The organism is Nocardia sp. NPDC003269 (assembly GCF_042888005.1).
Classification (GTDB): Bacteria; Actinomycetota; Actinomycetes; order Mycobacteriales; family Mycobacteriaceae; genus Nocardia.
Genome location: NZ_JBIAPA010000002.1, coordinates 1,913,082 through 1,938,269, shown reverse-complemented (window position 1 = coordinate 1,938,269; position 25,188 = coordinate 1,913,082). Strand labels below are relative to the sequence as shown.

Here is a 25,188-nt window from a genome sequence, read left to right as displayed (position 1 = left end):
CTCAGGTCCAGAGGGCGGCGACGAGCACGTTGACGATGGCGAGGCCACCGGCGGCATCGGTCATCCAGTCGACCTGCTTGCCGCGCTTGGCGTCGGCGCGGCCGATCTCGGCGAGCGCGACGACGGCGACCGAGATGGCCAGCTTCACGGCCAGCTTGGTCGTGTCCGGGTCCTTGCCCAGCGAATCGACGGCCGAGGCCAGACCCGCCAGGACCAGGCCGGTGATGAGCTGGGCGCGCGCACCCCACACCATCAGCTCCGAGACGACCGGCCGGGACGCCGCGAAGCCGCCGACCACGGCCGCCATGCCGAGCAGATGGGTGACAACCACCAGGTTGTAAACGAATTCCATGAATGGCGAGCGTAGTTCACACGAATGCGGCCGGCGCCCGAAGGCACCGGCCGTTTCCCGACGAACTTTTCCCCGTGTGTATTACAGCCCCTGTTCCTCCAGCACCTTCGAATCCTTGCGGACGCCGAAGGCGGTGATGATCTCCATGATGCCGATGACGATCAGGAAGATGCCGACCACCAGGGTCAGGGTCGCCAGCGACTCGATCGGCCACACGATCAGGATGATGCCGGCGATCGCGCTGATGATGCCGTAGAAGATCTGCCAGCCGCGCCCCGGCACGCCCTTGTCCGACATCGCGGCGAACAGCACCGCGACGCCACGGAACAGCCAGCTGATGCCGATCCACAACCCCAGCAGGAAGATCGAGGTCAGATCGTCGCGGAAGCAGAAGATGCCGATGATCAGCGACAGCACGCCACTGATGAAGGAGAGCACCCGGAAACTGGTGCTGGGCAGATGGGTGAAGGCGGCGATCAATTGGAAGATGCCGCTGACAACCATGTAGATACCGAACAGAATGCCCGCCACGAGCAGTGACGGACCGGGCCACACCAGCACGATGATGCCGAGGACCACCGCGAGGAGGCCGGTGACCAGAATTGTTTGCCAGGTTTTCTTGGCAAGAGCCGCAACGGGACTCTCCAGCACGGTATTTGTCGTCATGACGAGATGTTATGCCCGGTCGCTCTCGTTTTCCCGACATTAGCTGGAGCCGTGATCGTGTCGCGATCACCCGCTGTGCGACGACCTGGGCCGAGACCACTCCGCGTGACGACCGACACGTCGTTGCATGCGCGAACGTTTGGTCCACACAGGACCCGGGTAGGTCAAGAAGGTGTCGGTTGTACTCGTGCTGCAAGCTCGGGGCCTCGGTGATGTGCTCGCCGCGGTCCCGGCTCTGCGTGCTCTGCGTCGGGCCGAACCTCGCAGCAAGATCGTGCTGGCGGCGCCGCATCGATTGGAGCGGATCGTCGACCTGATCTCCTCGGTCGACGAACTGGTGCCCACCGCCGATCCGGCCGCCTTGATCTGGGACGGGCCCGCGCCCGAGCTGGCGGTGAACCTGCACGGCGCCGACGGCGCCAGCGCGCGGGCGCTCGCCGACACCGGCGCCGCGCGGATCATCGGTCACCGGTCCCCCGCCTCGCCCAAGCCCGCCGGTCCCCGCTGGGACCCGGAGGCCCACGTCGTGGATCGGTGGTGCCTGCTGCTGGAAGCCGAGGGCATCGCGGCCGATCGCCGCAATCTCGGGCTGGTGCCGCCGGTGGCGTCGATCAGCCGCCGCGACTGTGTCGTCGTGCATGTCGGCGCCGGCGCGCCGGCGCGTCGCTGGCCGCCGGAACGGTTCGCGGCGGTGGTCCGGCATCTGCTGGTGCTCGGCCGCGACGTCGTCCTGACCGGCGACCCGTTCGAACGCGAGATCGCGGTCCAGGTCGCCGTCCAGGCCGGGCTGCCCGACGATCGCGTGCTGGCGGGCAGGCAGAACCTCACCGATCTGGCGGCCACGGTCGCCGAGGCCGCCCTCGTGATCAGCGGCGACACCGGTGTCGCGCACCTGGCGACCGCGTTCGGCACCCGCACGGTGCTGCTGTTCGGCCCGACCCCGCCGCGTCGCGGTGGACCGCCCGCCCACCTGCTCGGCAGGCACGCGGTGCTGTGGGCGGGCCAGGTGGGCGACCCCGAGGGCCGGGTCCCCGACCCGGGGCTGCTGCGGATCGGCGTGCCCGAGGTGGTCGCCGCGGTCGACGCGCAGCTGGACAAGCAGGACTGGGCGGAGTCGACCCGGTTGCGTTACCGCCGGGTGGGCTGACCGGGCTCCGCGGCCGCACGCAGGGCGGCGGCGTGCGCGGCCAGCGCGCTGGGCCAGAACTGCTCGAGGTAGTCGCGGGCGTCGCTGAGACCCCGCGGGTCCAGGGAGTAGAGGTGCCGGTTGCCGTCGCGGCGCATGCTCACCAGGTGCGCTTCCCGCAGGACGCGCAGGTGCTGGGAGGCCGCCGAGCTGGTGATTCCGGCGGCCGCGGCGAGGTCGGCCACCGACCGTGGCCCCGACGGCAACGCCTCGAAGATCACGCGCCGGGTGGGGTCCGCGAGCGCGGCGATAGCCCGAACTCCGTTAGCGTCCACTGAATCAGTGTCCCTGGGAAGCCGTGGTTCGGCAATGATCTTGCGTCCTGGGGATTCCCCCCGGTCGCCCCTCGGAATTTCCGCATTCGTTATGGTGTCGTTATAGATCAACTGGCGTTATAGCGCATCGTGATCGCAGCCACATCAGTCGCCGTCGAGATCACGGTTTCGCTACGTTCGAAACATGTTCGTGACCAACCCGTTATCCGCTCGAGTCTCCGACGCCCTCGCCGGCCGCTGGGGAGGCGTTGTCGCGGGTGCGGTGGCTTTGTCCGCACTCGTGGGAACCTCGGCCGCCGCCTTCGGCGGACCCGAGACCCCGGTTTCCGACACCAGTATCACCGCCAGCGCCACCGAAGGCGTGCACGCGGGCCAGTCGCCGTACCGCTTCACCGCCTACACCCCCGCCGAGGCCCAGGGCCCGCAGGGCGAGACCCCCGCGTCCGCCCCGATCCCGTGGGAGGAGCACCGCGAGGCCGTCGCGCTCGCGCTGCCTCCGCTGCCGACCCTCGCCCCGCCCCCGCCGCCGCGCCCGCACACCGTGCGCCCGGTCAACGGCCGGTTGACCTCGTACTTCGGCGCCCGCTGGGGTGCCGCGCACAACGGCATCGACTTCGGTGACCCGATCGGCGCGCCGGTCTTCTCGGTCACCGACGGTACCGTCATCGAGACCGGCCCCGCCTCCGGCTTCGGCCTGTGGGTCCGTGTCCTGCAGGACGACGGCACCATCGGCGTCTACGGTCACGTCAACGAGATCCTCGTGCAGACCGGTCAGCACGTGAACGCCGGTGACGTCATCGCCACCGTCGGCAACCGTGGCCAGTCGACCGGCCCCCACCTGCACTACGAGGTGCACGTCCAGGACGGCTCGCTCTACGGCGCCCCGATCGACCCGCACCCGTGGCTCGCCGCCCGTGGCGTCGACGCCGGTGTCGCCCAGGACTGACCCGCTCTACCACCCGAGTCGCGCCGTGTGCGCGATCAGGAAATCCCGTAGCCGCGCGACCGCGAGTGTCGGATCATGGTCTCCCGAGACCAGGCCGATCTCGCGGTCGCGTTCGCCATCGATCGGCACGACCGCCAGATCGGGGTGCGGAATCTCGGCCGCGGGCAGCAAGGCCACCCCGAGCCCGAGCGCGACCAGTTCTCGCAGCGTCTCGAACTCGGTGATCTCGAACAGCACCCGCGGCAGGAAACCCGCTGCGGCGCACCAGCTGTCGAGCAGTGCGCGCAGCTGGTAGCTGGGCGGATTGGCGATGAACGCCGCGTCGGCCAGCTCGGTGAGATCGATGCGGGCGCGCCCGGCCAGCGGATGGGTGCGGGCCACGTGCAGGGCGATGCGCTGCCTGCCCAGCGGCACCGTCGGCAGGTCGGCGGGCGGCGGGATCATCACCGCCAGGTCGAGCGCGCCCGCGCGCACCTGCTCGGCCAGCGCCTCGCCGTGTGCCTGCACCAGGTGCAGCCGGACTCGCGGCGCCCTGGTGTGGAACTGGGCCAGCAGCGACGGAATACTCACCGGGCCGAGGGTGAGGGGGAACCCGAACCGGACCAGCCCGCTGTCGGGGTCGGCGTCGGCGCGCACCCGGCGCACCGCGTCGTCGAGCGCGCGCACCAGGCCGCGCGTGCGTTCGTGCAGCTCACGACCCTGCGGCGTGAGCGTCACCCCGCGACCGGCCGGCTGGAACAGCGCCACGCCGAGCGTCTGCTCGAGCGTCCTGATCCGTCGGCTCACCGAGGACTGCGGCACACCGAGACGCTGCGCGGCCTTGGTGATGTGGCCGTCGCTCGCCGCCGCGTCGAACGCGGCCAGCAGCGGCGCGAGCGCCTGCGCTCCCCCGTCGCCTGAATCATCCATATCCGGATCATATCTCCGTTGATTCCGTATTGGACGGATCACTCCCTGCGGCGTGACGATAGCCGTACACAGCTCACGGGAGGTTCGACGATGACCGAGACGACACCCCGCCGACCCGAATCCGGTGGCGGCGACGACATTCTCGACGCGGTGCTGATCGGCGGCGGCATCATGTCGGCCACGCTCGGCGCCCTGCTCAGCACGCTCGCGCCGGACTGGTCGATCGCGCTGTTCGAGCGGCTCGGCGAGCCCGCCGCGGAGAGCAGCCATCCCTGGAACAACGCGGGCACCGGGCACTCCGGCCTGTGCGAACTCAACTACATGCCCGATCCGCGCGACGGCGAGCGCGCGGCCGGGATCGCCGAGCAGTTCCAGCTCACCCTGCGGTTCTGGGCGGCGCTGGCCGCCCGTGGCGAACTCGACCCGGCGACCTTCGCCACCCCGACCCCGCACGTCACCGTGGTGTTCGGCGACCGCGACATCAGCTACCTGCGGCAGCGCTACGCGACGCTGCGCGAGCGGCCCGCCTTCGCCGCGATGGAGTACACCGAGGACCGCGCCGTCATCGCCGAGTGGGCACCGCTGCTGGTGCGCGGCCGGGCCGACGGCGAGGCCATGGCCGCCACCCGGCACCGCGCGGGCACCGATGTCGACTTCGGCGCGCTGACCAGGTCGCTGCTGTCGACGATGACCGCGGCGGGCAACGCGGTCCGGCTGCACCGCGAGATCACCGGACTCACCCGCGACAGGGACGGCCTGTGGACCGTGCGCGGCCGGGACCTGGACAGCGGCAGGCGTTTTCGGGTGCGCACACGCTTCGTGTTCGTCGGCGCCGGCGGCTACGCCCTGCGGCTGCTGCAACGAGCGGGACTGCCCGAGGTGCGCGGGTACGGCGTGTTCCCGCTGGGGGCGCAGTTCCTGCGCACGACGAACCCCGACGTCGTCGCCGAGCACACCGCGAAGGTCTACAGCCAGGCCGCGCTCGGCGCGCCGCCCATGTCGGTGCCCCACCTGGATCGTCGCGAGGTCGACGGGTCGGCCGCATTGCTGTTCGGCCCGTACGCCACTTTCAGCACCCGCTTGCTGCGGCACGGCAGGCTCACCGATCTGTTCACCACGCTGCGACCGCACAACATCGTGCCGCTCGTGGCCGCGGGCCTGCGGAACCTGGATCTGGTGCGGTACCTGGTCACCGAGCTCCTCGCGTCGCCGCGCCGCAAGTTCCGGCAGCTGCAACGCTTCTATCCGACCGCCGACCCGGCCGACTGGGAGCTGATCCCGGCCGGGCAGCGCGCCCAGCTGGTCAAGCCCGACCCCGAGCGCGGCGGCGTGCTCGAGTTCGGCACCGAACTGGTGACCGGCGCCGACGGCACCGTCGCCGGGCTGCTCGGCGCGTCCCCCGGCGCCTCGATCGCACCGTCGATCATGCGGGACCTGCTCGACCGCTGCTTCCCCGAACGGCGCTACGAGTGGTCGCCGCTGCTGGCCGAGCTGCTGCCCGAGGACCCGCGGGTGATCAGCGCGGCGCGTTGACCAGGGCCCCGATCAGGCGGTGGCTGCGGGCACTCATCTCGCCCGCCGTCTGCTCGGGGTGGCGCAACCACCACAGCACCAGCGAGGTCACCGACCCCATCCAGACGTCGGTGAACGCCGACAGGTCGTCGGGGTCGGTGAGCGCGAGCGTGCTCAACGCATCGGCGACACCGCGCGCGGCCTGGGCGGCGATCCGCCTGCGGGCCGCGCGCACCGCGTCGGCGGCCGGGCCGGCGTCCGGGTGTGAGCGATCGAAGACGACGGTCCAGTCGTGCGGACGCGGCGCGAGGGCGACGAAGAGCGCGTCGAGAGTCCGCTCGGCCTTGGTCAGACCGCTCGCCCCGGTGATGGCGGTTTCGATCGCGTCGTAGATGACGGTGGCCGCGCGCTCGACACAGGCGATGTAGAGCCCGTCCTTGGACTGGAAATAGGTGTAGACCAGCGGCTTGGACACCCCCGCCCGCTGCGCGACCTCGGCGGGCGAGAGCCCCGCGTAGCCGACCCGCCCGATCTCGGCGACGGCGGCGTCGAGGATCTGCTGCTCGCGCTCGGGGCGCGGGACACCCTTGGTTCCGGCTGTGCTCACCCGGCCCATCCAACCATCGCGGCGACTCCTGTTGACACTCAATTGACTGATTTGTAATTTACTAGATAGTAAATTCATTCGTCCCCTCGACGCCAGGAGTCACCGTGCTCGACCGCCTCGCGCAGTCACTGCTGCTCAACCCGCCCGCGTTGCCGCGCACCGTGGCGCGGCTCGTGCTCGGCGAACGGCACGAGATCGCCGGCAAGACCGTCCTGCTGACCGGCGCCTCCTCCGGCGTCGGCCGGGCCGCCGCACTCGCGCTCGGCCGCGACGGCGCGCGGCTCGTCCTGGTCGCCCGGACCGCCGAACCGCTGCTCGAGGTCCGCGACGCGGTGCGCGCGGCCGGTGGCCGGGCCGACAGCGTCACCTGCGATCTGTCCGACCCCGGCGACACCGACGACCTGGTCAAGACCGTGCTCGAGCAGTACGGGACGATCGACGTGCTGGTGAACAACGCGGGCCGCTCGATCCGCCGCCGCGCGAGCGATGCCACCGACCGGTTCCACGACTACGAACGCACCATGGCGCTGAACTACTTCGGCGCGGCCCGGCTCACCATGGGCGTGCTGCCCTCGATGCTCGAGACCGGCGACGGGCACGTCGTCAATGTCGCCACCTGGGGCGTCGCCGCGGGCACGATGCCGATGTTCACCGCCTACCACGCGTCCAAGGCCGCGCTCGGCGCGTTCGGGCGCAGCCTGGGCGCCGAGACCAGGGCGCGCGGCGTGCACGTCACCACCGTCGGCTTCCCGCTGGTGCGGACCGAGATGATCGCCCCGACCGGCGCCTACGACGAGTCGGCGGCGCTGACCGCCGAGCAGGCCGCGGACTGGATCCGCACCGCGATCCGCACCCGGCCGATCGAGCTGTACCCCCGCTACACCCGGATCCTGCAGGCCGTCGCGACCGTCTCCCCCCGCGCGGTCGACGCCGTCATCTGGCGCCTGGGGATCTGATCGACGCCCAGGTGACCGCACCGGAGTAGGGCCTTCCCCCTACCCCGGTACGGGTAGCGAACCGTTCCGCAGCGGGAGGTGTTGCGGCGCACCGGATTTCTACCGTCGAGACATGGCGACGATCGATCTCTCCCACACCCTGTCCCGCATCCGGTTCCACGCCGCGCCCGCACGCGGGGTCGGCACCGACCGCGCGCCCTGGCACGGCCCGCTGCTGGTGAACTCCGCGCTGATGAGCGCGCTCGTGCTGGTCTCGGTCGTCGGCATGCTGGTCGACGACCGGACGCTGCTCGGCGAGTCGGTCTGGCTCAAACCCGCCAAGTTCGGGCTCGCCTTCGCCCTCTACGGCGTGACGCTGGCCTGGATCCTGCGGCTGCCGCACCGGGGCAGGCGGGCCACCTGGTGGCTGGGCACCGTCTTCGCCGTCACCGGGATCGCCGACGTCGGGTTCATCGCGCTGCAGGCCGCGCGCGGCACGTTCAGCCACTTCAATACCGCCGAGGATTCCGTCAACCAGATCGGCCAGCAGGTCTTCGCCTCCGGGGTGCCCGGCCTGTTCCTCGCCAATCTCGTCCTGGCCGTGATCATCTCGTGGCAGAAGCTGGCCGACCGGCCGACCCGGATCGCGCTGAAGGCCGGACTGTGGCTGGCGGTGGCGGGCATGATGCTCGGGTATCTGATGGGCTTCACCGGCCCGCAGCTGGTGCGGCAGTCCGACGGCACCGTCGTCGGGCTGATGGCCGGGCACACCGTGCGCGCGGGTGGCCCGCACGGTGACGCGGTCCGCGACGGGGTCGGCGCCATGCCGCTCACCCACTGGAGCACCACCGGCGGTGACCTGCGGATTCCGCACTTCGTCGGGCTGCACGGCATCCAGGTGCTGCTGCTGTTGGCCGTCGTGCTGGTCGCGCTGGCACCCCGGTACCGGTGGCTGCGCGAGGAGACCGTCCGCGCGGCACTGCTCGGCGTCGCGGTGCTCGGCTACTTCGGGTTGCTCACCCTCGTGCTCTGGCAGGCACTGCGCGGTCAACCGCTGACCAGCCCCGACCTCGCCACCGCGGGCGCGGCGACGGCACTCGCGCTGCTCGTCGCGGGTGGGGTGACCGCGGTGTACCTGCGGGCCCGCGACGTCGTCGAGACCCGCTGACCGCGCTCACCCGGCCGGCCCATCGCACCGAGGTGCGGTGGGCCGCACGAGGTTTCAGCGCAGCCGCTCGGCTTCCCGCGACAGCTGCAGCAGGGTGGCGCTGAGCTGTGCCAGCTCCGCGTGCTCGGCCCCCTCGGCCACCGCCGTCGCCACGTCCTCGGCGGCGCATCGGGCCGCGAACCAGCGATCGGCCAGATCCGCGGCTTCCTGGGCGGACAACACCACGGCGTCCTCCGGAATACCGGTTCCCTTGAGACTGGTGCGGTGCTCGTACGCCCGTTGACGGCACGACTGGCGGCAATAGCGGCGACGGCGCCCCGACTCGGAATCCACGATCTCCCGCCCGCACCACAGGCAGGACAGCAGGCGACTGCGCGACATGCTGCGAAACCCTATCGGTCCGGCGCCCGATCGGGCGGCTCAGGTCTCGCTCAGCGGGCACGGACCCCGCCGTCCCCGCTCAGGGGCCACCCGGCCGATTCACCGTTGCGACTACAATGGAACAGTTCAGAGGTCCCGTGCGTTAACGGTAGGACCACGATCGGCGCCAGCCGCCAAAGACAGGGAGCACACATGGCAGATCGCGTACTCCGAGGCAGTCGGCTCGGAGCGGTGAGCTACGAGACCGACCGCGACCACGACCTGGCCCCCCGCCGGATCGCCCGCTACCGCACCGACAACGGTGAGGAATTCGACGTCCCGTTCGCCGATGACGCGGAGATCCCGCCGACCTGGCTGTGCCGTAACGGCCAGGAAGGTCAGCTCATGGAGGGCACCACGGTGGAGACCAAGAAGGTCAAGCCGCCGCGCACCCACTGGGACATGCTGCTGGAGCGTCGCAGCAAGGAGGAGCTCGAGGAGCTGCTCAAGGAGCGCCTCGAACTGCTCAAGACGCGCCGGCGCGGATAGCGCTCAGTGCGATACGGCGAAGGCCGCCTCCCGCTCGGGAGGCGGCCTTCGCCGTTCTTCTGTCGTGGCCGGTCAGTGACTGGCCACCTTGCGGTACTGGAGTAGCGCCGCGGGCATCGCGATCGCCAGGATGACCACCGAGCAGATGATCGCGTAGAGGATGCAGTTGTCGGCGGCCCAGCCGGTGGCCGGAGCGAACGACGGCGGCGCGTCGTTGTCGAACAGCTCGCGACCCGCGGCCGAGACCGCGGTGATCGGGTTCCACTCGGCGATGGTGCGCAGCGGGCCCGGCAGGGTCTCGGCGGAGATGAACGCCGAGGAGATGAACGACAGCGGGAACATCCAGATCAGGCCCGCGCTCTGCGCGACCTCGACGGTCGGCGAGATCAGACCGGTCAGGGCGCCCACCCACGACATCGCGAACGCGAACAGCAGGATGATGGCGAAGGCCAGCGCCGCGTCGGCGACACTGCCGTGGATACGCCAGCCGACGATGTAGCCGCAGATCACCATCACGCCCAGGCTGAGCACATTGACCACCAGGTCGGACAGCGTGCGGCCCATCAGCACCGCCAGCCGCGACATCGGCAGCGTCCGCATCCGGTCGATGATGCCCTTCTGCAGGTCGCCCGCCAGGCCGACCGTGGTGAACGCGGCGTTGAACGCGACCGTCTGGGTGAAGATGCCCGCCAGCAGGAACTCGCGATACTGGTCGCCGCCCAGCGAGGCGCCGAAGATGTAGGCGAACAGGAACACGAACATCAGCGGCTGGATCGTCGCGGTGACCAGCAGGGTCGGCACCCGCAGGATGGTCAGCAGGTTGCGGTGCGCCACGATCGCGCTGTCCCGGATGAACCGGGCCCGTGGCGGCGCCTCGCCGGGGGCGGCGGGACGCGGTGGACTCGTCTGAATCGGCAGGTCGCGGGTCTCGTACTCGTCGACCTCCGGTGCCACACTCACGAGAGAATCTCCTCTTGCACGTCGTCGTTTTCGATGTCGGCGGCCGGCTCGGCCGGGGTGCCGGTGAGGGAGAGGAACACGTCGTCGAGGGTCGGGCGCACGACGACGGCGTCGACGACGCACACGCCCGCGTCGTCGAGGCGGCGCAGCGCTTCGACCATGGTGCGCGAGCCGTTGCCCACCACCACCGACACCTCGTCGCTGCCGGGCTCGTGGATCGGTTCGCCGACCCCGACCTGGTGCAGCACCTGGACCGCGGGGCTCGGGTTCTGTCCCGGCGCGAGGGTGACGGTGAGCCGGTCGCCGCCGATGGAGGTCTTCAGTTCGTCGGCCGAACCACGCGCGATGACCGTGCCCTTGTCGATGACCGTGATCCGGTCGGCGAGCAGGTCGGCTTCCTCGAGGTACTGGGTGGTGAGCAGCACGGTGGTGCCGTCGTCGACGAGGTCGCCGATCACCTGCCACATGTCCAGGCGCCCGCGCGGGTCAAGGCCGGTGGTGGGTTCGTCGAGCACCACCACGGGCGGCCGGGCCACGAGCGCCCCGGCCAGGTCGAGCCGCCGCGCCATACCACCGGAATAGGTGCCGGCCCGCCTGCCCGCGGCGTATTCGAGGCCGAGCGCGGCGAGCAGCTGTTCGGCGCGCGCGACGGCCTGCTTGCGCGACATGCCGTACAGCCGCGCCACCATCCGCAGGTTCTCGTAGCCGGTCAGGTTCGCGTCGACCGCCGCGTACTGACCGGACAGGCCGATCCTGGTGCGCGCGGTGGCCGGGTCGGCCAGCACGTCGACACCGGCGACCCGGATCGAGCCCGCGTCGGGCCGCAACAGCGTGGTGACGACCCGCACGGTGGTCGTCTTGCCCGCGCCGTTGGGACCCAGCAGGCCGAGGACCGTGCCCGCCGGGATCTCCAGATCGATCTCCTTCAGCACGCGCACCTTGCCGTAACTCTTGGCCAGGCCACGTACTTCTACCGCCAAACTCACGGACGCATCTCCTTCTGGCCGCCGCCGCACACGGTGATCTCCGGGACCGCGTCGAGGTGGCGATGCAGCACGGGGCCGATCGCCGCCAGCGATTCCGGCGTGGTCATCGCCGCATGCCTGCAGGGCAGGTCGTGGTTGTGGATGTTGCCGGTGACGAACGGCTGCCACGCCTCGGCGCGCCTGGCCGGATCGGCGGCGTTGATCTCGTCCGCCGCCGCCGTGAAGAACACCAGGTCACCGTCGAAGGTGCGGGGCCGGAACCGGTTCGCCATCACCGTGCCGTCGGCGTACCCGGTGTAGAGCCGTTCGAGATTCTCGACCGAGAGCGCGGCGAACGGGCCCGGCTGTGCCCGCAGCAGTTCCGCCGCGTCGTGCAGGTCGATGTCGGCGGGCAACGTTGCCCCACCGAGGATGTCGGCGCCGAACTCGCCGAGGACATCGGCCACGCTCGGCATCGCGGTGTCGAGCCAGCGGTCGCCGAGCTGGTAGCTGTCCATCATGGCCAGCAGCGCGACGTCCTCCCCCGCGTCCTGCAGCTGCACCGCCACTTCCTGCGCGATCAGCCCGCCGAGCGACCAGCCGAGCAGGTGGTACGGACCGTGCGGCTGGATCGACTTGATGTGTGCCACATAGTGTCCGGCCGCCTCGGGGATGGAGGTGAACCGGTCCTCGCCGGAGACGTGCGGCGCCTGCAGGCCGTACATCGGGCGCTGGGGCGCGAGGTGGGCGAGCAGTCCGGCGTAGCACCAGGCCAGGCCGATCGCGGGGTGCACGCAGAACAGCGGGGTGTCGTGCGGGCCGGTGGACGGCCGGATGGCCAGCACCGGACCGGTCGCCGCCGCCATCGCCGCGCCCGGGTCGGCGCCGTCGAGCCGGGCCGCGATGCCGGACGGGGTGGCATCGCCGAACATCAGCTGCACCGGCATCTCGTAGCCCTGCTCACGCAGTGCCGCCACGACCTTGGTGGCCAGCAGCGAGTTGCCGCCGAGTTCGAAGAACCCGTCGTCGGCGCCGACCCGCTCCACCCCGAGGACCTCGGCGAACACCGCGCACAGCGCCACCTCGGCCGGGGTCACCGGCGCGCGGTAGCCCTCGGACGCCAGGAACACCGGCTCGGGCAGCCGCGCCCGGTCCAGCTTGCCGACGGGGCTGAGCGGCACCTCGTCGAGCAGCATCACCGACTGCGGGACCATGTAGTTCGGCACGTGCCCGCCGACATGGTCGAGCAGTTCCCGCACCGTCGGCGCGGTCCCGGTCCTGGCCTTCACATACGACACGAGCGCGGTGACGCCCGCCGGGGTGGTGTGCCCGATGGTGAGCGCGAACTCGACCTCGGGATGCCTGCCGAACGCGACGTCGATCTCGCCGAGTTCGATCCGGAAACCGCGCACCTTCACCTGGTGGTCGGTGCGGCCGACGTACTCGACGTCGAGCGCCGACTTCGCGCCGTCGCGCCAGCGCACCAGGTCGCCGGTGCGGTACATCCGTTCGCCCGGCGCGCCATAGGGATTGGCGACGAACCGCTGGGCGGTCAGGCCCGGCCGGTTGTGGTAGCCGCGGGCCAGCGCCGAGCCGGCCAGCTGCAGTTCACCGGTGACGCCGATCGGGGTCGGATGCAGCCGCCGGTCCAGCACGGTGGCGCTGACGCCGCGGATCGGGCCGCCGATGGTGATCGGGCCCCGCGGGCTCATCGGCTGCGGCATCAGGGTGACGATCGTCGTCTCCGTCGGGCCGTACACGTTGTAGAAGTTGCGGCCCGGCGACCACCGGGCCAGCAGGTCCGGCGGCAGCGCCTCGCCGCCGACGAGCACGTGCGCCAGCGAGTGCACGCCCGCCGGGTCGACGGTGCCGATCGCGGCGGTGGTGATGAACGCGTGGGTGATCCGCTCCCGGATGAACAACTGGCGCAGATCCTCACCACCGACGATCCCGGGCGGGGCGATCACCAGGGTCGCCGCGCCGCCGAGCGCGAACAGGATGTCGAGCATCGACCCGTCGAAGCTCGGCGTGGCGAAGTGCAGGACCCGGCTGCCGGGCCGCACGTCGTACCGGTCGGCGCACTCGGCGGCGAAGTTCGAGATGCCGCCGTGGGTCACCACCACGCCCTTCGGCGTACCGGTGGAGCCGGAGGTGTAGACCACGTACGCCGGGTTGGCCACGCGCAGCGGCCGGATCCGGTCGGCGTCGGTGACCGGCGCGTCGTCAGTGCCGAGCACGGTCGCGCGGGTGTGCGGATCGTCGAGCACCAGCCAGCGGCAGTCGCCGGGCAGCCGGTCCCGATGCGCCAGCAGGGTCAGGCCGACGGCCGCACCGGAGTCGGTGAGCATGTGGCTGATCCGCTGCGCCGGATAGTTCGGGTCGACCGGCACGAACGCCGCACCGGCCTTGGCGACCGCGAGCATCGTCGCCACCGACTCCACCGAGCGCGGGATGCCCAGGGCCACCAGGCTTTCCGGGCCGATGCCCTGACCGATGAGGACCCGGGCGAGCCGGTTGGTCCAGCGGTCGAGCGCGTCGTAGGTGACGACGGTGTCGCCCGCGCACAGCGCCACCGCGTCCCTGGACCGGGCGACGGCGGCACCGAACACCGCGGCGAAGCTGACCGGGGTGTCCGCGCGGGTGCCGTGCACCGGCGCGAGCGCGGTCCACTCCACGGCGTCGAGCAGCGCGAGATCGCCCACGGCCGTGTGCGGGTCGGCCGCGACGGCGGTGAGCAGCCGCACCAGCCGGTCGCCCAGCCTGCGCGCGGTGACCTCGTCGAACAGGTCCGCCGCGTAGTTCACCGCCAGCGTGACACCGTCACCGACCCGCTCGGCGGTCTCGGTCTCGGTGAAGGTGAACTGCAGGTCGAACTTGGCGATGCCGGCGTCGGCGTCGACCGCCTCGATCCGCAGTCCGGGCAGTTCCAGCATCCGCACCGGGGTGTTGCGCACCGACAGCATCACCTGGAACAGCGGGTGATGGGCCTGCGAGCGAGCCGGATTGAGCACCTCGACGAGCCGCTCGAACGGCATGTCGGCGTTGGCGAACGCGTCGAGGTCCCGGTCGCGCACGGAACGCAGCAGGTCGACGAACGCCCGATCGTCGGTCACCTCGGTGCGCAGCACCAGGGTGTTGACGAACATGCCGATCATCGCGTCCAGGGCCGGGTGCCCGCGGCCCGCCGTCGCGGTGCCGACGGCGATGTCGTCGTCGCCGGTGACCCGGTGCAGCAGCACGGCCAGCGCCGCGTGCAGCACCATGAACATGCTGACGTTGTTGGCGGTGGCGATGCTGCGCAGCGCCCGGTGGGTGGCCGCGTCGACCTCGCAGTCGACGGTGCCGCCCCGGTAGGAGGGCACCGGCGGGCGGGACCGGTCGGCCGGGACGGTGAGCAGTTCGGGCAGGCCGTCGAGCGCGCCGCGCCAGTGGGCGAGCTGCTTGCTGATCAGCGAGTCGGGGTCGTCCTCGGTGCCGAGGAGTTCCTGCTGCCACAGCGTGTAGTCGGTGTACTGGATCTCCGGGATCAGGTCACCGAACGGCGCGCCCTCGCGGATGCCGCGGTAGGCGGCGGCCACCTCCCCGGCCAGGGGTTCCAGCGACCAGCCGTCCATCGCGATGTGGTGCACGACGAGCACCAGCACGTGCTCCTTCGACCCCGCGACGGCCAGCTTGGCCTGCGTGGGTACCGGCAGACCGGAGTGGTCGACGGTGATCAGCGCGGCCCGCATCGGCACCGAGGACGACAGGTCGAAGCCCGGCGTGACGAAGCGGGTCACCGCGGCGCCCACCTCGTCGGGGGTGGCCGTCGCGTGGAACAGGGTGACGGCGGCGACCTCCGGATCGAGCACGAGCTGCTCGGGCTCGCCCGCGCTCTCCGGGAACACCGTGCGCAGCGTCTCGTGCCGACGTTGCACCGTGTGCAAGGACGCGATCAGCGCGTCCAGGTCGATCGGGCCGTGCAGGCGCAGGACGACCGGGATGTTGTAGGCGCCCGCCGACTGGCTCTCGCCCTCGGTGCCCGCGTTGAACCGGTTCAGGAACCACAGCCTGCGCTGGGCCGCGGACAGCGGAATCCGCTCCGGGCGTTCCTGTTTCACCAGGTCGGGGCGGCCTTCGTCGCCGGACGGCCCGGACTCGATGAGCGCGGCCAGCTCCTCGACGGTCGGCGCGGCGAACACGGTCCGCACCTCCAGCCGCACATTGCTGGCCGCGGCCAGCCGCGCCACCAGCTGGGTGGCCAGCAGCGAGTTGCCGCCGATGTCGAAGAAGCTGTCGGTGGCGGAGACCTCGGTGCCGCCGACCAGCTCGTGGAAGACCCGCGCGACGAGCCGCTCGGACGCGGTCTGCGGCGCGCGGCCCGCGGTGGCGGTGAACTCCGGTTCCGGCAGCGCGCCCCGGTCCAGCTTGCCGACCGGGGTGAGCGGCACGCGGTCGATCAGGGTCAGCGACGCGGGCACCATGTGCCCGGCCAGCCGGGCCGCCGCGTGGTTGCGGACGCGAGCCAGCTCGGTCGGGTCGGTGCCCTCGGCGAGCTGCACCCAGGCGACGATGCGGTCGTCGCCGGCGATCCGCCTGACCTCGGTGTGCGCGAAGCGGACCTCGGGGTGGCTGCCGAGCACGGCGCTGATCTCTCCGAGCTCGATCCGGAAGCCACGCACCTTGACCTGGTGGTCGCTGCGGCCGAGGTAGTCCAGTTCGCCGTCGGCGGTCCAGCGCACGACGTCACCGGTGCGGTACATCCGGCTGCCCGCGGGCCCGGCCGGATCCGCGACGAAGCGCCCGGCGGTGAGGCCGAATCGCTCGTGGTACCCCCGCGCGATGCCCGCGCCGCCGAGGTACAGCTCGCCGGGCACGCCGGTGGCGACCGGGCGCAACCGCTCGTCCAGCACCAGGACCTGCGCACCACGCACCGGCGTGCCGATGGTCACCGGAACGCCGACGCGCAGGTGCGACATCGCCGCGATGACGGTGAATTCGGTGGGCCCGTAGGCGTTCACGAACCGCCGGCCCGGCGCCCAGTTCTCCACCAGGTCCGGCGGCACCGCCTCGCCACCGGCCATGAGCCCGCGCAGCCGCGGCAGCGGCCAGCGGGTGGCGTCGATCGAGGCGAGCACCGCGGGGGTGAGGAAGGTGTGCGTGATGTCCTCGCGCTCGAGCAGCGCGCCGAGCTCGTCGCCACCGTAGATGTCGATCGGGCCGATCACCATCTCGGCGCCGGACCAGACCGCCAGCAGCATGTCGAGCACGGAGACGTCGAAACTCGGCGTGGAGAAGAAGAACGTACGGGCGAACCGGTCCAGGCCCATCCGTTCCTGCAGGTCCACCGCCAGGCTCACCAGACCGCTGTGGGTGACGGTCACGCCCTTGGGCAGGCCCGTCGAGCCCGAGGTGTAGATCTGGTAGGCCAGGTCGGCCGGGCGCACCGGGCGGACCCGCTCGGGGTCGGTGATCGGCACGCTGTCGTAGCCCGCCAGTTCGGCCTGCAGTTCCTCGTCGTCCACCAGCAGCCACTGGGTGTCGAGCGATCCGGCCGCCTCGCGCAGGGACTCGGCATCGGCGGTGGTGGTGATGACCGCGCTCGCGCCGGAGTCGGTGAGCATGTGCCGCACCCGGTCGGCCGGGTAGCGCGGGTCGACCGGAACGAACGCCGCACCGCTGGCCGCGACGCCGAAAATGGCCAGCGCGCAGTCCAATCCACGGGTCAGGCCGACCGCGACGCGGTCGCCGGTGCCGATCCCGCGGGCGATCAGCGCGCGCCCGAGCCGGTGCGCCCGGAAACCGACCTCGTCGTAGTCCAGCTCCCCCACCGCGCCAGCGACACTGCCGTCGGCGAACCAGCGCAGGGCCGGTCGATGCGCGAAGGTGGTGGCCGCGCGTTCGATGATGTCGGCCAGCACGACCGGGGTCACCGGGGCCGGTCCCTGTGCAGGCACCAGGGCGCGGCGTTCGGGCACCGTGAGGGCGTCGACCTCGCAGACCAGCTGTCGCGGATCGGCCGTCACCTGGGTGAGGATCTCGACGAACCGGGTCGCCATGGTCTCCACCGTCGCGGCGTCGAACATCTCGGCGGCGTAGACGAAGTCGAACCAGCGGGTCTCGCCGTCGCCGGGCGTCACCCGCAGTTCCAGATCGAACTTGGCGCGGGCGATGTCGAGTTCCTCGGCGGCCAGCCGCAGGCCGGGCAGGTCCAGTTCCGGCGTGCGGTCGTCCTGCATGCTCAGCGCGACCTGGAACAGCGGGTGCCGGTTGCTCGCCCTGCTGTCGCGGCCGAGCGCGTCGACGACGCGTTCGAACGGCAGGTCGGAGTTGGCGATCGCGGCCAGTTCGTCGTCGCGGTCGGCGTGCAGCAGGTCGACGAAGCTGCGGCCCGGGTCCACGTCGGACCGCAGGACCAGGGTGTTGACGAACATGCCGACCAGCTCGTCGAGCTGGATATCGGTGCGGCCCGCCACCGGGGTGCCGATCGGGATGTCGCGGCCACCGGTGACGCTGCGCAGCAGCACCGCCAGCGCGGAGCGGACCACCATGAACAGGCTGACGCCCGCCTCGGCCGCCAGCTCCCGCATGGCCTGCTGCAGCGGCGGCGAGATCTCGCACCGCACGCTGCCCGCCACCCCGGTGGGTTCGGCCGGACGCGGCCGGTCGAACGGCAGCGGCAGTTCGTCGGGCAGCTCGGCCAGCGCCGTCCGCCAGTGCGCGAGCTGGGTGGCGGCGATGCTGTCCGGGTCGTCCTCGGCGCCGAGCACCGTGCGCTGCCACAGGCTGAAGTCGGCGTACTGCACCGGAAGTGGCGCGCGCACCGGCTCGGTGCCTGCCGACCTGGCCACATACGACAGCGCCAGGTCCCGGGTGAGCGGGCCGAGCGACCAGCCGTCGGCGGCGATGTGGTGCACGACGACGCCGAGCAGGTGCTCCTGCGGCCCGACCCGCAGCAGCCGCGCGCGCAGCGGCGGCTGGCTCGTCAGGTCGAATCCCTGGCGCGCCAGCGCGGTCAGCACCTCGAGCGCCCGGTCGGCATCGGTGTCGACGGCCTCGATCGCGGGAGCCGCCGCGACGACCGGCAGCACAATCTGCTGGGCGCCGGACAGGTCCTCCGGGAAGATCGTGCGCAGCACCTCGTGGCGCTCCACCAGATCGGTGAGTGCGGATCGCAAAGCACCGATGTTCAGATCTCCGCCGATTCGCAAGACGAATGCGATGTTGTAGGCGCTGGATTCGGGGGACAATCTGTTGAGGAACCACAGCCGCTGCTGCGGCAGCGACAGTGGTATGCGTCCCGGACGTGGGGTGTGTACCGCCAGCGCCACCCGCTGCGTCCGGGGCGCTTCCGTGATCAGCCGGGCGATGCCCGCCACGGTCGGCGCCTCGAAGATCTGCCGGACCGGCAGGTCCACACTGAAATCCGCGTGCACGGCCGCCGCGAGCCGGGTGGCCAGCAGCGAGTTGCCGCCGATCTCGAAGAAGCTGTCCTCGGCGCCCGGTACCGGCCGGCCGAGGATCTCGGTGAACACCGCGGCGACCCGCATCTCCAGGTGCGTGCGCGGGGCGCGCGACCCGGTGGCGACGGCGAACTCCGGTGCGGGCAGCGCCTTTCGGTCGAGTTTGCCCGCCGGGGTCACCGGCATCCGGTCGAGCACGGCCAGTGCCGCGGGCACCATGTAGCCGGGCAGCCTGCCGCGCGCGGTGTCGAGCACCGCGGCCGGGTCGACCGGGCGGTCGGCGGTGACGTAGGACGCGAGTCGCTGCTGGCCCTGCTCGTCGACGTGCACGACGGTCAGCGCCGAGCGTACCCCCGGGTGTTCCCGCAGGACGTGGTCGATCTCGCGCAGTTCGATCCGGAAGCCGCGGATCTTGATCTGATCGTCGGCGCGGCCGAGGAAGCGCAACCGCCCGGCGGCGTCGGAGACGACGAGATCGCCGGTGCGGTACATGCGTTCGCCGACCCGGCCGTGCGGGTTGGCGACGAACCGCTGCGCGGTCAGCCCGAGCTTGCCCAGATAGCCGCGCGCGACACCGGGTCCGGACACGTAGAGCTCACCGGGCGTCCCCGGCGGGACCGGGTGCAGGCGGCCGTCGAGGACGAACAACCGCATGCCGCGCACCGGCGCGCCCAGCGGCACCGGCTCCCCCGCCACCATCGCCGCGCTCGCGGTGACCGCGACGGTCGCCTCCGAGGGGCCGTACATGTTGTGCATCCGGTAGTCGCTCGCCCAGCGCTGCACCAGCTCGTCCGAGCAGGCCTCGCCACCGACGATGACCGTGCCCAGGTCGGGGAAGTCGCCCGCGGGCACCGTGGCCAGCGCGGCGGGAGTGATGAACGCGTGGGTGATCCGCTCCGAGCGCAGGAAACCCGCCAGTTCCGTGCCGCCGTACAGATCGGCGGGCGCGACGACGATGGTCGCCCCCGCGGCGAAGCCGAGCAGCAGCTCGAGCACCGAGGCGTCGAAGCTGGGCGAGGAGAAGTGCATGGTCCGCGCCGCGTCGGTCACCTTGAACAGCTGCGTCTGCTCGCTGGCGAGCGAGGCGATACCGGCGTGGGTGACGACGACGGCCTTGGGCGTGCCCGTCGACCCGGAGGTGTAGATCAGGTATGCGGGCTGACCGGCGCGCATCGGATGCCTGCGGTCGGCGTCGGTGAGCGGGGTGGCCGAGCGGCGCGCGCAGTCGGCCTCGAAGTCGGCCGTGCCGAAGACCAGCCACTCCGGCGCCTTCCGGTGCTTGCCCGTGGTGGTGGGCAGCCCGGCGAGATGCTCGGGCAGGGTGAGCCCGAGCACGGCGCCGGAGTCGCCGATCATGTGCGCGATCCGCTCGGCCGGGTAGGCCGGATCGACGGGCACGTACGCGGCGCCGGACTTGGCCACCGCCCAGATGGCGACGATCGATTCCAGGCTGCGCGGCAGCGCGACCGCGACCACCGATTCCGGCCCCGCACCGTGCGCGATCAGGCTGCGCGCCAACCGGTTCGAGCGTTCGTCGAGCTCGCGGTAGGTGGTGTCGAAGCCGAGGTAGCGCACGGCGACGGCGTCGGCCAGCCGCTGCGCCGTCTCGCCGAGCAGCCGGGCCAGGGTGCCCGCGGGCTCGGCAGGCGCGCCCGCCACCGGCGCCAGCCGCGCGATCTCGCGACGCTCCAGCAGATCGAGATCGCCGATCGGGCGCGTCGGATCGGCCACCACGGTCGCCAGCAGCGTGGTGAACCGGCGGGCGATGGCCTCGACCGTCGCGCGATCGAAGACATCGGTGGCGAAACCGAATTCGGCGTCCAGCGGACCGTCGTCGTGGTTGTCGCGCACCTCGAGCTGCAGGTCGAACTTGGCGACCCCGGCCTCCACCGGCACGAGCTCGGCACTGACGCCGGGCAGTTCGACGCGCAGTTCCGGCGTGCGGTCATAGGACAGCATGACCTGGAACAGCGGGTGCCGGGCGGTCGAGCGTTCCGGATTGACGAGGTCGACCAGCCGCTCGAACGGCACGTCGGGGTTGGCGAAGGCGTCGAGGTCGGTCTCGCGGACCTGGTCGAGCATCCGGTCGAAGCCGGCGCCCAGGTCGACCTCGGTGCGCAGCACCAGCGTGTTGACGAACATGCCGACCAGCTCGTCGAGCGCCGGATCGGAACGGCCCGCGATGGGCGTGCCGATGGTGATGTCGCTGCTCGCGCAGATCCGGGCCAGCAGGGTCGCCAGGACCGCGTGCAACACCATGAACATGCTGACGCCGTGGCTGTGTGCGAGTTCGGCGACCGCTCGGCGCATCGCGGCGTCGATGGTGAAGCCCACCGTGTCGCCGCCGGTGCCCCGGCGCAGCGGACGCGGCCGGTCCAGCGGCAGATCGAGCTGATCGGGCAGGCCGGCCAGCGCGTCGCGCCAGTGGCCGAGCTGCTTGCCCAGCGGCGCCTCGGGATCGGTCTCGTCGCCGAGCAGTTCGCGCTGCCACAGCGCGAAGTCGGCGTACTGCACGGGCAGCGGGGTCCACTGCGGCGCGAGGCCCTCGGCCCGCGCGGCCACGGCCGACATCAGGTCCCTGGCCAGCGGGGCGATCGACCAGCCGTCACCGCTGATGTGGTGCAGCACGACCAGCAGGACGTGGTCGTCGGCGCCGACCCGGTACAGCGCGACCCGCAGCGGTGTCTCGGTGCGCAGATCGAAGCCGCGCGCGGTCTCCTCGGCGACGAGGGCGGTGAGGTCGGCGGCGATGACGTCGACCGGCGCCAGGTCCGGTTCCACCGCGGCCGCGGGATGGATCAGCTGGTAGGCGCCGTCCGGCCCCTCCGGGAAACTGGTCCGCAGGCTCTCGTGCCGATCGAGCACGTCCCGCAGGCCCGCCCGCAGCGCGTCGAGGTCGAGGTGCCCGGTGAGCCGCAGCGCGAGCGGCATGTTGTAGGCGGCGGCGTGCTCGGCGAACCGGTTGAGGATCCACAGCCGCTGCTGGGCCAGCGAGAGCGGCACCCGCTCGGGCCGGACCGCGGGAACCAGCTTGGGCGTGGAGGTTTCGGGCTTGTGGGTGCTGATGTACCCGGCCAGGGCCGCGATGGTCGACGCCTCGAACAGTTCCCGGATGGTGAGGTTCGCGTCGAGAGTGGTGTTGATCCGGGCGACCGCGCGGGCGGCGACCAGCGAATTGCCGCCGAGGTCGAAGAAGCTGTCCTCGACGCCGATCGCGGTGCCGTCGAGGGCGAGTACCTCGGTGAAGATCTCGGCGAGGGCGCATTCCAGCTCGGTCTGCGGTGCGGCGGCGCCGGTGGTGACCCGCACGCCGACGGTCGGCTCGGGCAGCGCCTTGCGGTCGACCTTGCCGTTGGCGCTCAACGGCAGTTCGTCGAGCACGACCAGCGCCGAGGGCACCATGTAGGAGGGCAGGCCGCGGCGCAGCCCCGACAGCAGCACGGCGGGCTCGGGCGCCGCGCTGCCCGGTGTGGCCACCACGTAGGCGACCAGTTCGTCGTCGCCGGTGCGCCCGGCCCGCGCCACGCAGACCGCACGCGCGATGTGGTCCTGGGCGAGCAGTGCCGATTCGATCTCGCCGAGTTCGATGCGCAGGCCGCGGATCTTGACCTGGAAGTCGGTGCGCCCCAGGTATTCCAGGACCGGCCGGTCGAGCTGCCAGCGGGCCAGGTCACCGGTGCGGTACATGCGCTGACCGGGGGTGAACGGATTGGCGACGAATCGGTCGGCAGACAGGTCGGGACGGCCGAGGTAGCCGCGCGCCAGCTGCGTCCCCGCCAGATACAGTTCGCCGACGACCCCGGGCGGGACCGGCCGCAGCTGCGGGTCGAGCACGTAGGTCTGGGTGTTCCAGACCGGCGAGCCGATCGGCACCGTCGTCGCCTCGGCCGGGCACGGCCAGTAGGTGACGTCGACCGCGGCCTCGGTGGGCCCGTACAGGTTGTGCAGCTCGGGACCGCCGGTGGGGCCGTGCAGCGCGGCGTGGAAGTCGGCGACGGTGGCGCCCGGCAGCGCCTCCCCACTGCAGAACACCCGGCGCAGCCCGGCACCGCCGGCCACGCGCGGGTCGGTGACGAACAGCGACAGCATCGAGGGCACGAAATGCGCTGTCGTGATGGATTTCTCGGTGATGATCCGGGCCAGGTAGGCCGGATCCCGATGACCGTCCGGCGCGGCGACCACCAGGCGGGCACCGACCTGCAACGGCCAGAAGAACTCCCACACCGACACGTCGAAGGTGGCCGGCGTCTTCTGCAGGACGGCGTCGGTGTGGTCGAGCGGGTATTCGGCCTGCATCCAGCGCAGCCGGTTGACGATCGCCGCGTGCGTCACCCCGACGCCCTTGGGCTTGCCGGTCGAGCCGGAGGTGAAGATGACGTAGGCGAGGTGCTCGGGGCGCAGCGGTGCGCGCCGGTCGGCGTCGGTGATCGGCGCGACCGGGTGCCCGGTGACGTCGAGGGTGTCCAGATCCACCCGCGCCGTGCCCTCGGGCAGCCGCACCATGTCGCGCGCGGCGGTGAGCACGCACACCGGCCGGGCCTGCGTCACCACGGCGTCGATGCGGTCGGCCGGGTGCTCCGGGTCCAGCGGCAGATAGGCGGCGCCGGTGGCGAGCACCGCGTACATGCCGATGACCATCTCGATACTGCGGTGCAGGCACACCCCGACCGTGGTCTCCGGCCCCGCCCCGCGCGCGATGAGCTCACGGGCCAGCTGGTTCACCCGGTCGCCGAGTTCGGCGTAACCGACGGCGCGGTCACCGAATTCGAGGGCGACGGCGTGCGGGCTGCGCCGCGCCTGGTCGGTGAACAGCGACACCAGCGTGGCGGTCGGCACCGGCATCTCGGTGGCGTTCCACCCGCGCAGCACCGTGTCCTGCTCGTCGGCGGTGATCGCGGTCAGCGTGCGGGTGGGGGTGCCGGGCTCGGCGGCCAGGAAGCGGGCGAGGAAGTCCAGGTAGCGACCGTGGTGGGCGGCCACCTCGGCCTCACCGTAGAGCTTGGGGTTGGCTTCGAAGTCGAGCTGGATGCGGCCGCCGTCACCGTTGTAGATGTTGATCGAGAGGTCTTCGACCGGGCCGGTCGCGAGCACGTGCAGCTGGCCGGCGATGTCGCCGAACTTCAGCTCGTCGTGGAACAGCATGATGTTGACCATCGGCCCGAAGAAGCCACGGGCGTCGCGCGAGTAGCCGCAGTCGCGGCGGATGTCGTCGGAGCGGTAGCGCTGATGCCGCAGCGCGCCGGTGATCTGCAGCTCGGTCTGGCGCACGACGTCGGCGACGGTGGTGTGCTCGTCGAAGCGCACCCGCAGCGGCACCACGTTCGACACCACGCCCGCCGACCGGCGCAGCGCGACGGTGGTGCGGGCCGAGACCGGAAGGCTCAGTACGACATCGGAGTCGCCGGTGACCGAACGCACGTAGGCGGCCAGCGCCGCGACGATGAGGGCCGAGTTGGCCGAGCCGTGCGTGGTGATCGCGTCGGTGAGCAGGCTGTCGAGATCGGGGTCGAGGACCGCGGTGGCGCGATGACGGCCCGGATCGTGGGTGTCGCCGGTGGCGGTCACCGCGGACAGGGTCATCGGCTCGCCGACGCCGGAGAGCTGCGCGGTCCAGTACTCGCGGTCGGCGGTGCAGCGGCTGGACTCGCGGTAGCGGGACTCGTCGGCGTAGAGGTCGACCAGCGCGGCGGCGCGCGAGACCGACGGTTCGCGCTGTTCGCCGACGGCGGTGTAGATCTCGGCCGTGCGGGTCAGCGCGTTCATCGCACCGTAACCGTCGATAACGATGTGGTGTCCGCGTTCGTACCAGAGCCAGTCCTGGTCACCGATTCGCAACACGACATTGATGGTGAGCGGCTCGCGCTCCATGTCGATCGGGGTGCTGGCGTGGTCGTTCATCCAGCGCAGCGCGGCGGCGCGCGGGTCGGGCTCGCCGCGCAGGTCGATCCGGGCCCAGCCCGGCCGCCAGGCCAGGTCGACCCGCTGATGCGGCACGCCGTCGACCTCGAGTAGGCGGACATGGCCCACCTGGGATTCGGCGCCGAAGCGCTCGACCGCGTACAGCAGCCTGCCGACGTCGAGATCACCGTGGAGTTCGACGTAGTGGGCGATGGTGAGGGGGATATCGGGCCGGATCCGTTGCGCGTACCACAGGGCCGTCTGACCGGGCGAGAGAGCGAACGGTTGGCCCGGATCGTCGTCGGTGACGCATGAGCTGACGCGGTCGGTGGCCAATGAACTCATCAAGCACTCCGTTCTGCCTTTGTGTCACAACTCCCCGAGCAGCGCCCGGGCACACGACGGCCCAGGGCGTGGCTATCCACGCCCATTGATTCGGAGTACTCCGGCAGCCGGAT

General features: G+C 71.5%; 15 protein-coding genes. 6 read left to right on the top strand and 9 right to left on the bottom strand.

Going from position 1 to position 25,188, the window contains the following annotated elements; genetic code table 11:
* Position 1: 1 nt before the first annotated feature.
* Together ACFYWJ_RS19300 and ACFYWJ_RS19295 are read right to left on the bottom strand one after the other, a co-directional pair.
* Positions 2–352, bottom strand: a complete 351-nt coding sequence (locus ACFYWJ_RS19300; protein WP_355280274.1) for a hypothetical protein — start codon at positions 350–352, stop codon at positions 2–4.
* An 81-nt stretch (positions 353–433) separates the two neighbouring features.
* Positions 434–1,018, bottom strand: a complete 585-nt coding sequence (locus ACFYWJ_RS19295) for an HdeD family acid-resistance protein (protein WP_355280272.1) — start codon at positions 1,016–1,018, stop codon at positions 434–436.
* Between the two features lie 172 nt (positions 1,019–1,190).
* On the opposite strand from ACFYWJ_RS19295, the gene ACFYWJ_RS19290 reads away from it, so the two are divergent.
* Positions 1,191–2,165, top strand: a complete 975-nt coding sequence (locus tag ACFYWJ_RS19290) for a glycosyltransferase family 9 protein (protein ID WP_355280270.1) — start codon at positions 1,191–1,193, stop codon at positions 2,163–2,165.
* On the opposite strand, the gene ACFYWJ_RS19285 is transcribed toward ACFYWJ_RS19290, so the two are convergent.
* Positions 2,147–2,479, bottom strand: coding sequence for a metalloregulator ArsR/SmtB family transcription factor (locus tag ACFYWJ_RS19285; RefSeq protein WP_355280268.1), 333 nt, complete (start codon positions 2,477–2,479; stop codon positions 2,147–2,149). The two genes, ACFYWJ_RS19290 and ACFYWJ_RS19285, sit on opposite strands and share 19 nt — an antisense overlap.
* Positions 2,480–2,741: 262 nt before the next feature.
* Between ACFYWJ_RS19285 and ACFYWJ_RS19280 the strand changes: the two genes are divergently transcribed.
* The gene (locus tag ACFYWJ_RS19280; RefSeq protein WP_387162328.1) at positions 2,742–3,425 is read left to right on the top strand and encodes a M23 family metallopeptidase; all 684 of its coding nucleotides are present in this window, start codon (positions 2,742–2,744) and stop codon (positions 3,423–3,425) included.
* Between the two features lie 6 nt (positions 3,426–3,431).
* On the opposite strand, the gene ACFYWJ_RS19275 is transcribed toward ACFYWJ_RS19280, so the two are convergent.
* Positions 3,432–4,334, bottom strand: a complete 903-nt coding sequence (locus tag ACFYWJ_RS19275) for a LysR substrate-binding domain-containing protein (RefSeq protein WP_355280265.1) — start codon at positions 4,332–4,334, stop codon at positions 3,432–3,434.
* 90 nt (positions 4,335–4,424) lie between these two features.
* Between ACFYWJ_RS19275 and mqo the strand changes: the two genes are divergently transcribed.
* Entirely contained in the window at positions 4,425–5,867 is a 1,443-nt protein-coding gene (gene mqo, locus ACFYWJ_RS19270; protein ID WP_355280263.1) for a malate dehydrogenase (quinone), read from the top strand.
* Here the strand turns inward: mqo and ACFYWJ_RS19265 are convergent.
* Positions 5,851–6,462, bottom strand: a complete 612-nt coding sequence (locus ACFYWJ_RS19265) for a TetR/AcrR family transcriptional regulator (RefSeq protein ID WP_355280261.1) — start codon at positions 6,460–6,462, stop codon at positions 5,851–5,853. The genes mqo and ACFYWJ_RS19265 overlap by 17 nt on opposite strands.
* A gap of 95 nt (positions 6,463–6,557) precedes the next feature.
* On the opposite strand from ACFYWJ_RS19265, the gene ACFYWJ_RS19260 reads away from it, so the two are divergent.
* Both ACFYWJ_RS19260 and ACFYWJ_RS19255 read left to right on the top strand, forming a co-directional pair.
* Positions 6,558–7,409, top strand: a complete 852-nt coding sequence (locus ACFYWJ_RS19260; protein WP_355280259.1) for an SDR family oxidoreductase — start codon at positions 6,558–6,560, stop codon at positions 7,407–7,409.
* A gap of 112 nt (positions 7,410–7,521) precedes the next feature.
* On the top strand, positions 7,522–8,556 hold the full coding sequence (locus ACFYWJ_RS19255) for a hypothetical protein (RefSeq protein ID WP_355280257.1): 1,035 nt from the start codon (positions 7,522–7,524) through the stop codon (positions 8,554–8,556).
* 54 nt (positions 8,557–8,610) lie between these two features.
* Here ACFYWJ_RS19255 and ACFYWJ_RS19250 read toward each other — a convergent pair whose 3' ends face one another.
* Positions 8,611–8,937 (bottom strand): hypothetical protein, encoded by a 327-nt coding sequence (locus tag ACFYWJ_RS19250; protein WP_355280256.1) that lies wholly within the window; start codon positions 8,935–8,937, stop codon positions 8,611–8,613.
* Between the two features lie 192 nt (positions 8,938–9,129).
* On the opposite strand from ACFYWJ_RS19250, the gene ACFYWJ_RS19245 reads away from it, so the two are divergent.
* Positions 9,130–9,465 (top strand): RNA polymerase-binding protein RbpA, encoded by a 336-nt coding sequence (locus ACFYWJ_RS19245; protein WP_110040609.1) that lies wholly within the window; start codon positions 9,130–9,132, stop codon positions 9,463–9,465.
* Between the two features lie 72 nt (positions 9,466–9,537).
* Here ACFYWJ_RS19245 and ACFYWJ_RS19240 read toward each other — a convergent pair whose 3' ends face one another.
* From ACFYWJ_RS19240 to ACFYWJ_RS19230, 3 genes are all read right to left on the bottom strand, one after another.
* Positions 9,538–10,317, bottom strand: a complete 780-nt coding sequence (locus ACFYWJ_RS19240) for an ABC transporter permease (RefSeq protein WP_355280438.1) — start codon at positions 10,315–10,317, stop codon at positions 9,538–9,540.
* Positions 10,318–10,421: 104 nt separating this feature from the next.
* Complete coding sequence (locus tag ACFYWJ_RS19235) at positions 10,422–11,411, bottom strand: ATP-binding cassette domain-containing protein (protein ID WP_355280254.1); 990 nt, start codon at positions 11,409–11,411, stop codon at positions 10,422–10,424.
* Positions 11,408–25,075: an amino acid adenylation domain-containing protein gene (locus ACFYWJ_RS19230; protein WP_355280253.1), complete on the bottom strand. Its 13,668-nt coding sequence runs from the start codon at positions 25,073–25,075 to the stop codon at positions 11,408–11,410. The genes ACFYWJ_RS19235 and ACFYWJ_RS19230 overlap by 4 nt, the downstream gene beginning before the upstream one ends.
* Positions 25,076–25,188: the final 113 nt, after the last annotated feature.